This is a genomic window from Haloglycomyces albus DSM 45210, assembly GCF_000527155.1.
Lineage (GTDB): Bacteria > Actinomycetota > Actinomycetes > Mycobacteriales > Micromonosporaceae > Haloglycomyces > Haloglycomyces albus.
In genome coordinates this window covers 442,467-455,906 of record NZ_AZUQ01000001.1, presented here as the reverse complement: position 1 = coordinate 455,906, position 13,440 = coordinate 442,467, and the positions used below count along the sequence as shown (strand labels likewise).

Here is a 13,440-nt window from a genome sequence, read left to right as displayed (position 1 = left end):
TGGGACCTAGGGTAGTCCTCGAAGGTCGAAAACGATAATAGGAGGACCGAGATGAAGATGCTGGTGATCGGTGCGACGGGAATGGCCGGATCGCGAATCGCGACGGAGGCGGTGGAGCGCGGACACGACGTCGCGGGAGTATCGAGGAGCGGCAACGCCCCGGAAGGTGTCGCGGGCATCGCGGCGGACGTCAGTGACAAGGCGAAGCTCGCCGAGGTCGTGAAGGGCTACGACACCGTCGTCGTCTCGGTGCCGCCGACCCGCGACGGCGGGGAGCACCGCGCCGAGTACCTGGAGCTGTTCCAGAACATCACCGAAGCGGTCGCGAACGAAGGAGTGGAACGGCTCCTCGTCGTCGGCGGTGCGGGCGGCCTGGAGGTCGCCCCGGGCGAACTGAACGTGGACCAGCCGGGCTTCCCCGACGCCTACAAGAACGAGGCCCTCGCCAGCCTCGACCTGTACCGCTGGCTTGAGGGCGTCGACCGTCCGGACTGGGTCTACATCGCCCCGGCCAGCCTCATCGCGCCCGGCGAGCGCACCGGACGTTACCGCACCGGCACCGACGAGCTGGTCGTCAAGGACGACGGCTCCAGCGAGATCTCCGCGGAGGACTTCGCCGTCGCGGTCGTCGACGAAGCGGAGAAGAAGGCCCACCACAGGGAGCGCTTCTCCACCGGCCATTAGGACGCCGACGGGGGCGCCGGCGACGGCGCCCCCGGTCAGCTCCGGTAGAGCTTCCGCGCCGTCCACCACGCCCAGAACAGCAGGAGAGCGTCGACGCCGAGCACCCACGCCGTGGAGTACGGGCCCACGGACCCCAGCGCGTTGGCGACGGCCACCGGGGGGACGATGAAGAGCGCCAATGTCAACGGCCCACGCAGATACCAGAAGGCCGCCTGCATGGGGCCGGTATTGCCCATGGCCGTCTCCGCCCCGACCAGTAGGTCGAAGGACGGCTGCCCGCGGTAGGCGCTGACGAGGGCGGTGCCCACGACACCGGGCAGAGCCGTCAATAGGACGAGTAGTCCCGGAGCCGCCATTCCGAGTGCTATGGCCGCGGCACCGCCGAGAACCCACAGAGCGAAAAGCAAGCACAACGGCACGATGCCGTGCCGCAGGGCGAGCGAACCGGAACTGTAGGGCAGGAACCCGCTGCGCCGCATGTCATCGCCGTCGAGACGTGCGGGCTCGACGAGCTGGGAGGCGGCCAGGTACAGGAGGCAGACGCCGACGAAGGCCAGGATCAAAGGGCCGTATCCCGAGCGGGTCGGCGCGAGTGCCGAAACGGCGATGCTCACCGCGCACCAGACCGAACCCCAGACGAGCCGACCCGGCGCACGCAGCAGGGCGACCAGATCCCGCCAGGGCACCACGAGCCAACGCGAACGCGGCGGAGCCGGCCACCGCGACGAATGCAGGCCGTCGCGCCGCGAAGCCCGCATGGACGAGCGGGCGCGACGCAGATCCATCGCGAAGATCGACGCGTTCAGACTCTCGGCCAGAGTGGCCCGCAAACGCAACGTCTCCTGAGGGATGCCGGGAACGAGGCGCACTGCGATCAGGATGACCGCCGCGACGGTGACGGTCCACAGCCCCATGGCCACAGGCCACAACGGCGCCCCGCCCGTCGCGGCGGCGGTGAGAGGTTGAGAGGCCCAGCCCCAGGGAGTCAACCAGGTTGAGACGGTGGACACCCATGGCGGCAGACTCCCAAGCAGGGCGGCGAACGGCAAGGCCCCCATGGCGGCGACCGCGGACCAGAGCAGGGCCATCCGGCGGAGGGTGGGGAAGTCCGCGAATCGCACCCAGAACGCGCTCAGTGCCGTACCCGCGAGCGCCGTTCCGAGACCGGCCCACGCGCCGGCACCGGCCACGAGCAGAACGGAGATCGAGGAGTCCGCTGCGATCAGATAACCGCCCGCGATTCCCAACAGTGTCCCGAGAAGAGCGCTGACGCCTGCGGAGGCGACGAACCGGGGAACCAGGAAAGGCCCGCGCGAGAGCGGCTGCGGCAGAATCCAGGCCACGCTCGCCCCGTCCAGGACGACGGGGCCGCGCCACGCGCCGGTCCGCGCGATGAGCAAGGTGGCCAAGGCCAGCAGCGCCGGAGACCAGAGCGGCAGGGCGTCCACGAGGACCTGGGAATGCACGCCTAGGCCGATCTCCGACCCGATCCGCAAAGCCCCGCGCAGCAGCGGCACACCCCAGACGGCACCGACCAGGGCCAGGACGTACAGCGCGAACATCGCGCTCTTGCGTTTCTCGGCACGGCGCTCGGCACGGACCTCCCGCAGGAACGACAGGACGTCGGAGGTGTTCGCGGCGGTGGCTTCAGCGGACAAAGTCGCGATCCCGCCCGTCCTCGACGTCCATGACCACACCGTCGACCAGGTGCACCTCGTCGTCGGCCACGTCCTCCACCAGTCGACTCCAGTGCGTTGCGAGGAGGATCGCCTTGCCGCTCTCCTTGAACCGGGTCAGGCGCTCGGACAATTCTTCTCGGGCACCGGTATCCAGACGTTGCTCGGGCTCGTCCAGGATCAGCAGCTCACAGGGGCGCACCGAGGCGGCGGCCAACAGCATCTGCTGTCGCTGCCCGGAGGAGAGGGCGGTGCCCGGCAGGTCGGCCTTGTCCGCGATCCGGTGCACGGCCATCGCCTCGTCCACCGCCTCGTCCGCCTCTCCGGCGAGTCCGTGGGCCAAGGCGACCAGCATGAGGTGCTCGCGCATGGTCAAGTCCGGGTAGAAGACGCCGGCGTCCATCACCGAGGCGATCGCCGCGCGCGTGGAGGCGCGGTCGCCGTTCATGCGGGAACCGCGGAAGAGGATCGCACCGGAGGTGGGGTGCTCGCGGCCCGCCGCTAGGCGCAGCAGGGTCGACTTTCCCGAACCGTTGTCGCCGGTCAGGGCGACGCATCGGCCGGGGCGCACCTGGAAGCCCACGGAGTGGAGGATCGGTGCGTCGCCGTAGGAGTGGGAGACGTCGACCGCTTCCAGCAGGGAAGGTTCGGACGGGGGTTCCGTTTCTGCCATCACGGATCGAATATATCGCAATGCTTCGGTCACCCTCGTGGGTAACGGGTAAAACGGGTGTGCGCCACCACGGTCGATAGAAATGGAATCTCGTGGGACTGCAGGATTCCATAGAATGCTGTCCATGCTCCGCCGCCTCGATGACGGAGTCCCCGCCGACCGGCCACCGAGGAGGAGAGATGACCGACCTGGAAGCTCCGGTCCCCTACGACGCCACCGCCGAACGGCGCTACTGGAACGAGCTGCCGAGAGCGGCCAAGGACGTCGTACGCCGCGAGATCGGTGGCGAACCGGTGGCGGTGAGCCGATCCGGCGGTGAAGCCACCGCCGGCCTTGCCGGACTGGTGACAGGGCTGCGACGCACGTTCTTCGTGAAGGTCGGCCAGGCCGACATGCCCTATGTGCTCGACTGCTGCCGACGGGAGGCGGTCCTCAACCCCGCACTGCCCGAAGGCATCCCGGCTCCGAGGCTCCGGTTCGCCGAGGCTGGTCGTAGGAAGGTGTCGGCGGTGCGTGGTTCGAGGTCGGATGAGTAGAACCGTGTACACGACGGCGGCGAGCATAGACGGGTTCATCGCCGACAACGAGTATTCGATCGACTGGCTCCTCGCGGTCGACCATGGCGGGGGAGCCCTCGACAGGGTCAACGAGTTCTTCGCCGGCGTCGGCGCGATCTGCATGGGTGTTGACCGAGGTGTTCCGGGAGAATTAACCGGCTCTGGCTTTTGTGCGCTTCCTTCGGTGCTTGGCACTCGTTTCGGAGACGGCCGGAGACCGGGTACGTAATTTTTCGAGCGCACATCGCTGTATCCCTACCTATGGCATTCTAGTCACGTACGGTCACTGTCTGACCGAAGTTACAAGGGGGTAATTGTGTCTCAAGCTACAGAAGTCTACAATGGCTACTGCGTGAAGTGTCGGGATAAACGGGACTTCGAGGGCGAAGTGGTCGTTTCGGATTCGGGACGTCGCATGGCCAAGGGCCTTTGCCCACGCTGTGGAACCAAGATGAACCGGATTCTGGGGAAGGCCGCATCGTAGTTCCGGACGCATCCGGCGCTAGCTGGGGCCGTGGAGAAGCCTCCTTGTAGATCGTGACGGGATCTTGGGCGGGCTCGGTGGTGTCTCACGGCCAGGTTCGTGAGGCACTGCCATCGCGTAGGTGTATCGGTATTGTCACTTAATGTAGGATTGTGACCTGCGATAAGACTTGCGCTCTCACCATCTGAGAACTTCAAAATTTTTTTTCGGGCAAATCCCCGATAAGCCCTACATACGAGACGTTTGTGGTATGCAAATGTCGGCGCCATCGACTAAAGTGCGATTATGGCGCGGAAAGTACTCCCGGACATTGAAGTCAAGCGCAGCCGCCGACGGAAAAAGACGGTGGCCGCATATGAAGAACAAGGACGAGTAGTGGTTATGATCCCCGACCGCTTCAGTCCGTCCGAAGAACGTGAATGGGTCGATCATATGGTGACCCGTCTTCATAAACGCAATGAACGTGACGGCCGCACCGGCGATTCAGCACTCCACGAGCGGGCCGTCCGCTTGGCCGAACGTTACTACCCCGAATTCCATCTTGAGTACCTGATTCGCAGCGTGAGGTGGGTGGACAACCAAAATACGCGCTGGGGTTCGTGCACTCCCGAAGCCGGTACGATCCGTATCACCAATCGCATCATCATGATGCCGAGCTGGGTCATCGATTACGTTCTACTGCACGAGTTGGCTCACTTGGTGCACGCTAACCATTCCTCCGATTTTTGGCGCCTGGTCTCCCGTTATCCGAAAGCCGATCGCGCTAAAGGCTATTTGGAAGCGGTCGCGGACATGGAACAGACGCGCGAAGCCCTGGAAGCCGGTGAACTCCCCGTTTAGCCGTATACGGGTAGGGAGAACCGGACCGGTACGAACTCCACCCGGTCCTGCGAGTTCCCTAGCTCTTGCCTCCGTCGTCATCGGTGTTCTTGTTCGGGTCGTTGCCCGCCAATTCGTCGAACATGGAGGCGTCCAATTCGCCCATGGCGTCGGATATGGCGACGAACGAGTCTGGATTGTCCAAATCTTCCGCGGTCGGCATGAGGTCCGGGTGCGCCCAGACCTGTTCACGTCCCTCAATGCCACGATGCTCTGCGAGGGTCTCCCACAGTTGCGTTGCCGCCCTCACCTTGGCGGGTTCGAGCTGCAGTCCTACGAGCGCCTCAAAGGTGCGTTCGGTCGGACCGCCACTGGCACGGCGGCGTCGGGCGGACTCTAGAAGTTGATCCATGGTGGGGAGGCGGTCCCCGGCGGCTTCCGATACGACCATATTGACCCATCCGGTGATCAGGGCAATGACCGTCTCGAGACGTTTGAGTGCCGCCTTCTGCTGTTCGGTGTCCGAAGCCTTGAAAACCGAGTTCAAATCGAGTGACTGTGCACTGGCGGGATCGGAAGGGTCGACGTCGCTCATCGCCTCTTCGATCGCCGACTCGTCAATATGAATCTCCCGAGCATAGGCTTCGATCAAGCTCAGCAGGTGCCCACGTAGCCAAGTTGCGTGGGTGAAGAGGCGGTGCGTGGCGGCTTCCCGCAGTGCGACGAACAGTCGAACCTCGTCAACCGGTAGTTCCAAACCCCTGGCATATTCTTCGATATTGGCGGGTAGGAGTGCCGCTCCACCCGTCTTACCCAAAGGAAGTCCCACCTCGGTGGAGGACATGACCTCGCGGGCGAGCGCAGACAAGGCTTGTCCCATCTGCGCTCCGAACAGGGCTGAACCGATACCCTTCATCATATTGGCCATCGGTCCGAGCATGTCGGTCATGTCTTCGGGAACCAGACTTCCCATCGCTCCCGACATCTGTTCGGCAAGCGGTTCGGCCAGTTGTTTCCACGATTCCTCGGTCCGAGCGATCCACTGTTTCCGTGACCAGGCGTCAGTGGAAGTCACTCCGGTTGCCCAGGCGGTGGAGCCGTCCAACCACAAGTCCGCCAGTCGCACCGCGTCAGTCACTTCCTGCTGTTGGACGGGGCCGACGGTGTTTTCGGACGGAAGTTCGGATTCCGCAAGTTGCTTGGCGAGGTCCCAGTTGACCGGGCCCTGCGACATGGACTGCGCCATCATTTGCTGCAGCTGTTGCATCATCTGCTGCACTCGTGGGTCGTTTGGGTCGGGCATATTGCCGCCCAAATTTCCGAAGCCAAATGGAATATCGGAGTTCATATTCCAACCCTACGCCAAGTAGGGCGGGTTTTTCCAAAGCATTGTGCGTACCAAAATTACGCTTCCCGCGATACACCATGTGATGGCTGACCGGTAGGCTTCACGGTATGAAACGTCGCGGAATCACCGTCGCATTCGGGGCCGTATTGGTCGCGGTTTTTACCTGGCAGGTATTGGGCATGGATGTCGCCTATGTGGCGATGAGTCCGGGTCAAACGGTTGATGTTTTGGGCACGGCAGAGGATGAGGAAGGTGTGGACCACCAGATCATATCCGTGGATGAGGAACAACCCACCTCGGGTGAGCTGCGTCTAACGACCGTTTCGGTGCGGCAGAAAGTGACCGTGATTGACGCGCTTCAGCTCTGGATGTCCGACGACGCCGCCGTGGTGCCGCGTGAGTTGGTCTACGCTCCGGGCAAGAGTAGGGATGAAATCGTCGAGGAGCAGGAAAAGGACTGGGCAACCAGCCAGAGTCACGCCGAACAGGCCGCCTTGAAGTACCTGGGGCAACCTTTGACCGTCACAGTAGTGGACGACGCGGACCCGCTGCGCGAAGGTGACGTTCTTCGGGAGGTCGATGGAGACGAGATCGCTACGGCTGCTGAGGTGGAAGAGTTGGCCGGCGATGACCATGAATTCACCGTCGAACGCGACGGAGAGGAAGAGACCGTCACCGACGTTGATCCTGGGGCCGTTGAACTCGAGTTCGACCATGCCGACCCGTACAATATCGACATCGATGCCGAGGCCCTGGAAATCGGCGGCCCGTCGGCCGGATTGATGTTCACACTGGGCATATTGGACCGTATAATGCCTGAAGACTTGACCGGTGGTTTCTCCATTGCCGGGACGGGAACGATCGATGCGAACGGTGAGGTCGGACCCATTGGGGGAGTACAGCAGAAGGTTAAGGCCGTGGAGGAGAACGATATCGGGCTTTTCCTTACCCCGGCTGACAATTGCGATGACGCGAAGCCCGCCGCTGAAGGCACGAACGTGGAACTGGCCAAGGTGAACACCTTGTCCGATGCGGTAGAGGCCTTGGAAGCGTATGCGAACGGGGAGGAATTGCCACAGACGTGTTGAACCTTATTTCAGTATCGTCAAAGACAAGGCACCCCGTTCCATGACGTGTCACTAGATCCCTAGTATTTTTGTCCACGAAGCCGGAAAAGACCCTTGACTGGGCTGACGTCAATGTTTGCGATTCGAACATCCCGACCTGTGAGTGCGAGTGGTCTTGGGACGGCTTTCCCGGAAACCAGTAAGTAAAGGAGCTGTAGATTGTGGCGAACAATCGGACGCCCACTCCACCGCGAATAAGTCGCAGAGGCCGCTATGTATTGATATTCCTGGTAGCGGCTATCGTTCTACTGTCATCACTGGGTTGGCTGGTGAGTCTGCGGACCGACTATCTCTGGTACGACTCGGTGGGGTACTCGAATGTCTTTTCGACCATGTTGTGGAACCGTCTGGGGCTGTTTCTCGCCGGGATGGTTGTACTTGGTGGTTGGACCGCACTGAATCTCTATCTCGCCTGGCGATTCAAACCAGACACCTGGATGGCCAGCGCCGCATCCGACAACATGCGGCAATATCGGGAGCTCATCTCTCCTAAGATCGCCTGGTGGATCGTTGGGGCCGGTGTCATCGTCGGCATCTTCGCCGGTATGAACGCTCAGGGCCGCTGGCAGGACTGGCTTCTGTTCAAGGAAGGCGGTACCTTCGGCTGGACCGACCCGATTATGGACAAGGACGCCGGCTTCTACGTATTCCAGTTGCCGTTCATTCATTTCCTGGTCGGGGTGGGATTCGCCGCCGTCGTCATCGGGCTGATCGCCGCCTTTGCCATGTACTACCTGTACGGTGGTTTGCGTTTCAGCGGCGCGGGCGACCGCATGAGCACCGCCGCTCGGGTTCACCTGTCGCTCCTGGTAGCGATGTTCCTCGGCCTCAAGGCCGTGGCCTACTACTTTGACCGCTTTGACTTCACCACTCAGGACAATCCCGTCACCGATATCGTCGGTGGTGGTTATACCGAAATCACGGCCTTGATGAATGCGAAGAACGCGTTGATCTGGGTATCGGTCATCGCAGCGCTTGTCGTGGTGGTGTTCTCGTGGGGATTCATCCGTTCTTTGCTTCTGCCGGGAGCGGCTCTGGCTCTGGTTTTGGTTACCGCGATCGCCGCGGGCGGCATTTACCCCATGGTGGTGCGCAACTTCCAGGTCGATCCCAACGTGCCGCAGAAGGAAGGCGAATACGCCCAGCACACCATCGACGGCACGCGCTACGGCTTCGACATGCAGGCGGTGGCTGAGGAAGAAGTCGACGAGGGCGATGATGTCCCCGACGAGCTCACGGCGCATTACATGGAGATGTCCAACTTCGGGGTCAGCTCCCGTCCGGATGCCGAAGCCATGGCGGAGGACACCGGAACGGTGGACAACATCCGACAAATGGACCCGTCCATCGTGGCCGACACCTTCACCCAACGGCAGCAGCCACGTGGGTTCTACGGTTTCAACGACAAGCTCGACGTGGACCGTTACACCTATGAAAACGAAGACGGCGAGACCGTCACCGAGGACATGGTCGTCGGAGTGCGTGAGCTCGACCCGAGCCGTTACACCGATTCACAGCAGGACTGGACCGTACGGCACACCGTGTATACCCACGGCTGGGGTTTCGTCGCGGCGCCCACCAATGAAATCTGTGAAGGCGGCCCCTTCTTCGTCAGCGGGATCATGCGTACCGAGGAAGTGGACAGCGGCGGTTGCGAGTCCAATGAGGACTATATTAAGACCGACCGTCCGCAGATCTACTACGGAATGCTGAACAACGACTACGCTATTGTCGGTGTTCCCGAAGGCGACGATCCGCGTGAGTTCGACCGCCCGGTTCCGGACGTCAGTTCCGATGAGGCCGAGGACGAACTGGACGAGATCGAAGACGAGGACGAAACCGAGATCGTCGGTGACGAGGTGCGTACCACCTATGCCGGTGGCGGCGGCGTCAAGATCGACAATATGTTCCGTCGCATGATGTACGCCTGGGAATTCCAGGAGCCGCGTTTCCTCCTGTCGGACCGGATCAATGAAGAGTCGGAACTGCTGTACAAGCGCAACGTTCGCGAGCGCGTTGAGGAAGTGGCCCCGTTCTTGACGGCGGGGACCGACCCTTATCCGGCGGTGGTGGACGGAGAGATCGTCTGGGTCATCGACGGTTACACCACGTCCGACAACTTCCCGTATTCCGACCGGGTCAACCTGGCTGCGGCGACGCAGGACACCTTCTCCGGTAACGGAGTGGCCCAGATGGAAAACGAGGACGTCAACTACATGCGGTCGTCGGTCAAGGCGGTCGTGAACGCCTACGACGGTAGCGTCGACCTCTACGAGTTCGACGAGGAAGACCCGATCCTCAAGGCCTGGGACGCGATCTACGGCGAGGACATGGTGATTCCCAAGGAGGACACTCCGCAGGAACTGGCCGACCACTTCCGTTACGCCTCGGACATGTTCAAGGTGCAGCGCAACGTCCTGCAGCGTTACCACGTGAACGACGCTCGCACCTTCATCGAAGGCAGTGAGATGTGGACGGTGTCGAACGACCCGGCCGCTTCGTCGGAGAGTACGCAACCGGCCTATTACGTCTACGCGACGTACCCCGGCCAGGAGAGTGAGAATTTCCAACTCACATCCAACTTCACGCCGAGAAACCGTGAAACGGCGATGTCGTCGTTCATGACCGGTTATTACGACGAGAACAATGAGCCACGGTTGCAGGTCTTCGAAATAACCGGTGGTGACAATCCATCGGTAGGTCAGGTGCACCAGACGATTACGTCCAACCAACAGGTGGCTCCGGATCTGCGGCTGTACGAACAGCAGAACCAGAGCGTCGAGTGGGGGAACATGCTGGCCTTGCCGGTCGGTAACGGAATCCTCTATTACGAACCCATGTACCTGAGACGTGAATCGTCCGCGGGAGCGACGTCCTTGCCGCTCTTGAGACAGGTGGCGGTCTACTACGGAGGTTACGTCGGGTATGCCGAAGAGTTCGGCGATGCCATCGAGCAGGTGGTCGAGCAATACGTCTCGGGTGCTGAGCCGGAGGATATAGAGGGCGTCGACGAGCCGGAGGATCCCGAAGCCGAACCGGACGAGCCGGACGAGCCCACCGAGCCGCCGACAAGCGGCGAGGTGCCGAACACCCCCGAGGTACAGGCCGCACTGGACGATGTTCGCAGCGCCACCGAGGCGGTGAAGGAAGCCAGTGAAGCCGGTGATCTATCGGCGTTGGGCGACGCGATCAATGAACTGGACGAGGCTCTTAAGGAGTTCGACCGGGCCGTTGACGAGGCGTCCTAACCTCGATTGTCGCGCCGCGCCGGAGAACGACCGGTGATCGGTTAAATGGTGGGGCTACCGTTTTTGGTAGCCCCACCATTTTTTGTGTCCGGTTGGGCAGCGGTGGTGCTGTCAGGTCCCGTTACTGTTCTCCACCGGAATCGTCTGAGCATTCCGACTCGTCCGCTACGGCGCGCAGAGTGATCGTCACCGTCGAGCCTTCCTCGACGGTCGTTCCCGCGGAGGGCTGCTGAGCTTCCACGGGACACTGATGGTCTCCGTCTCCCTGAATATCGCTCTCCGGGTTCAGTCCTTGATCGGATATCAGCTGCTCAGCCTGTTGTCGGCTTTCATCGATGACGTTGGGAACCTGGGTCTCCTGCGGGGTCGGCGATTCCGATTCCGAGGGACTTGCGCTCGGGCTCTCCTCGTCGTCCGACGGTTCGTCTTCATCGGGCTGATCGTCGGACGGCGAGGTATCGGCGCTGGGACTGGACTCGTCGTCGGCGTCTCCCAAGGGCAGCGAGGCGTGTCCGTGGTCGTCGTCATTACCCTGTTTTTCACTGTCTACGGGTGAACCGGGCACCTCCATCGACGGCGAGGGCTCGGAGCTGAGGAAGTTACTCGGTTCCCACGTCGTCGCCGCCGCAATGGCGCCCGCGGTGAAGAACATCGTGATCACTCCGACGAAGAACAACCACCACAGTCCTCTGCGACGTCGTCGGCCGTTGAATTCACCGCTCGGTGGCGGGGTGACGGGAACGGCCGCGCGTGCGGAGGTGGTTTCATAAACCGTACTTCCGCCGTATTGCCCGGAATTCGGTTCGGGTAGCGGCCAACCCGAGCTTATGGGGGTTGTGGGGGAGCGGTCCGGTAGCGACCGGTCCACATTGTTGACCGGATCGATTCCGTGCACGTCGGATCGTGCCGCACCGTGGGGTGCCGACCGATGGGCCGCGGACTGTGGGGACGGTGGAGCCCATTCCATGTCACCGGCATTGTTCGGCACTGAACCAAGGGAACTCGTCGAACCGCGGGTCGAGCCTTCCAAGGCGTGCTGGCACGCCGCCGCCAGCTCTGCGGCACTACTCCATCTCCTGTGCCTCTCCTTCTGGAGACAGGTACGGATGACTCCTTCCACGCTTTCGGGAATGTCGATTGGAAGCGGCGGTGGCGGATTCCGCAAGTGTGCGGAGAGAACTCCCAACGGGGTATCGGCCTTGAAAGGCGGCGAACCGGACAGGCATTGGTGTGCCACCACTCCCAGGGAGTAGATGTCGGAGGCGGGTGTCAGGTTCTCACCGGCCGCTTGCTCGGGCGACATATAGGTGACCGTGCCCAGGACGACCCCGGTGGTGGTCATGGTGTGATTGGTGTCGTCACGGGCGATTCCGAAGTCCACCAGGCACACGTCCCCGCCTTGGCGCACCAGGATGTTTCCCGGTTTGATGTCGCGATGGACGATTCCGTTGTCGTGAGCCTCTGCGAGCGCCCGTGCGACTCCGCCCATGATGTGCATGGTGTCCTCGTACGGCAGCCGCCCCCATAGCCCCAGCATTCTGGACAGCGGATTCCCTTCGATGAACTCCATGACCAGGTAGGCCAGACGGCCGTCGTCACTGGTGAGTTCGCCGTAGTCATAGACGTCCACAATGCCGGGGCCGTTGAGGGCGGCAATGGCCCGTGCTTCGCGTCGAAACCGTTCTTGAAATCCTCGGTCGTCGCTGAGGTCGGCAAGCAGAATCTTGACGGCGACCTTCCGTCGGAGAAGCGTGTCGGTACATTCCCACACATCTCCCATACCGCCGCCACCCACCCTGCTGACCAGCTCGTACCGGTTATCGAGGACATCGCCTACTTTTATACTGCGGCTTGTGACCATCCCAGCGCGTTCTCCGCTTAATCGTTCATGGGCCTCGCGGCCTCGGGCTCGGACGGTGTCGCCTACGTCCTTCGCCAGCGTCGCGTTGTTGCGGGCGTCGCCCTCGACCTGGCTCATGACCTACGGATTCGTGGCCGTTGGACGGGTATGGTCCACAGTGCCGTACTCGAATCCGGTGCATTCCACACGGCTCACCGATTCATCTCGCACAGATCGTCGTTAGCGGTGCGCGCTTTGATATTCAACGGCACCGGAGGGGATTGGCTGCCTGTGGTCTGAAGGCTCAGACGACGACCCTTGAATTGCTTAACGAGCCGGGAAGTATTGAGCTACGCCCACGGTGGGATTTTTCGGTTCGAACCATAACGGTGTCCTGCCGGTGCTCCCTTTACGGACGCGCACTCCGTTTGGCTTTGAAGTGGAAATACGCCTCCGCGATCTGGCCGTCCCAACACGCCCAGGAATGGCAGGGCCAGGTCTGATGGCAATGCGCGCATACCGGATTCTTGGATCCACGCTGTCCGGGAGCGGGTGTGTGCTGCTGCCAACGGCGCCTTTGAATTCTCCAGAGGCTGGGTGCCGGTGCTCCGGAGGGGGGTTGTTCGGGCGGCGGATTGTCTAGCGAGAATGGGCTTTCCACGTCGTGCCTTTCAATGTGTGATCGGTCGGTTGGGGTCCTCAGTCGCACCGATGTGCTGCGAGCACGGTATGGATCGCATGACCCGTGCCGCGACGTCGCGTCCGATGAAGGCCCCTGCCCGATTCCGCTTCCAAGCGGTCTCTTGGGGCCGACCAGTCTCTTAAGTTTTCACGTGGTGCCGGACGGTGTCGGTCCCGTCGCGACACCACGTCGATAGTGTGTTCGGATATGTTCATCCAGCTATTTATTTGTCGTTGAGCAGCGCCGTGATGTATCGCCAAGGGATTGGGGGCGATACATTTAAGAGGGGTTCTATCGAATCC

Annotated in this window: 11 protein-coding genes; 7 read left to right on the top strand and 4 right to left on the bottom strand. The window is 62.0% G+C overall.

The window, feature by feature from the left end:
- The first annotated feature begins 51 nt into the window (after positions 1 to 51).
- On the top strand, positions 52 to 684 hold the full coding sequence (locus tag HALAL_RS0102290) for an NAD(P)-dependent oxidoreductase (RefSeq protein WP_025272450.1): 633 nt from the start codon (positions 52 to 54) through the stop codon (positions 682 to 684).
- A 35-nt stretch (positions 685 to 719) separates the two neighbouring features.
- Here HALAL_RS0102290 and HALAL_RS0102285 read toward each other — a convergent pair whose 3' ends face one another.
- Together HALAL_RS0102285 and HALAL_RS0102280 are read right to left on the bottom strand one after the other, a co-directional pair.
- Positions 720 to 2,342 (bottom strand): DUF6297 family protein, encoded by a 1,623-nt coding sequence (locus tag HALAL_RS0102285; RefSeq protein ID WP_025272449.1) that lies wholly within the window; start codon positions 2,340 to 2,342, stop codon positions 720 to 722.
- Positions 2,332 to 3,033 carry an ABC transporter ATP-binding protein gene (locus HALAL_RS0102280; protein WP_025272448.1) on the bottom strand — a complete coding sequence of 234 codons (702 nt, stop codon included), beginning with the start codon at positions 3,031 to 3,033 and terminating at the stop codon, positions 2,332 to 2,334. The genes HALAL_RS0102285 and HALAL_RS0102280 overlap by 11 nt, the downstream gene beginning before the upstream one ends.
- A gap of 179 nt (positions 3,034 to 3,212) precedes the next feature.
- Here HALAL_RS0102280 and HALAL_RS0102275 point away from each other — a divergent pair, with 179 nt between their 5' ends.
- From HALAL_RS0102275 to HALAL_RS0102265, 4 genes are all read left to right on the top strand, one after another.
- The gene (locus tag HALAL_RS0102275; protein ID WP_025272447.1) at positions 3,213 to 3,569 is read left to right on the top strand and encodes a hypothetical protein; all 357 of its coding nucleotides are present in this window, start codon (positions 3,213 to 3,215) and stop codon (positions 3,567 to 3,569) included.
- A 4-nt stretch (positions 3,570 to 3,573) separates the two neighbouring features.
- Positions 3,574 to 3,819: a dihydrofolate reductase family protein gene (locus HALAL_RS0102270; protein WP_156937561.1), complete on the top strand. Its 246-nt coding sequence runs from the start codon at positions 3,574 to 3,576 to the stop codon at positions 3,817 to 3,819.
- 87 nt (positions 3,820 to 3,906) lie between these two features.
- Positions 3,907 to 4,074, top strand: coding sequence for a DUF5679 domain-containing protein (locus tag HALAL_RS18775; RefSeq protein WP_169732390.1), 168 nt, complete (start codon positions 3,907 to 3,909; stop codon positions 4,072 to 4,074).
- Positions 4,075 to 4,359: 285 nt separating this feature from the next.
- Positions 4,360 to 4,914, top strand: coding sequence for a M48 metallopeptidase family protein (locus HALAL_RS0102265; protein ID WP_025272445.1), 555 nt, complete (start codon positions 4,360 to 4,362; stop codon positions 4,912 to 4,914).
- A gap of 58 nt (positions 4,915 to 4,972) precedes the next feature.
- Here HALAL_RS0102265 and HALAL_RS0102260 read toward each other — a convergent pair whose 3' ends face one another.
- The gene (locus HALAL_RS0102260; protein ID WP_084472064.1) at positions 4,973 to 6,196 is read right to left on the bottom strand and encodes a zinc-dependent metalloprotease; all 1,224 of its coding nucleotides are present in this window, start codon (positions 6,194 to 6,196) and stop codon (positions 4,973 to 4,975) included.
- 152 nt (positions 6,197 to 6,348) lie between these two features.
- Here HALAL_RS0102260 and HALAL_RS0102255 point away from each other — a divergent pair, with 152 nt between their 5' ends.
- Together HALAL_RS0102255 and HALAL_RS0102250 are read left to right on the top strand one after the other, a co-directional pair.
- On the top strand, positions 6,349 to 7,329 hold the full coding sequence (locus HALAL_RS0102255; protein WP_025272444.1) for a YlbL family protein: 981 nt from the start codon (positions 6,349 to 6,351) through the stop codon (positions 7,327 to 7,329).
- Positions 7,330 to 7,529: 200 nt separating this feature from the next.
- Entirely contained in the window at positions 7,530 to 10,616 is a 3,087-nt protein-coding gene (locus HALAL_RS0102250) for a UPF0182 family membrane protein (protein ID WP_169732389.1), read from the top strand.
- Between the two features lie 121 nt (positions 10,617 to 10,737).
- Here HALAL_RS0102250 and HALAL_RS17265 read toward each other — a convergent pair whose 3' ends face one another.
- Entirely contained in the window at positions 10,738 to 12,594 is a 1,857-nt protein-coding gene (locus HALAL_RS17265) for a serine/threonine-protein kinase (protein ID WP_084471816.1), read from the bottom strand.
- Positions 12,595 to 13,440 lie beyond the last annotated feature (846 nt).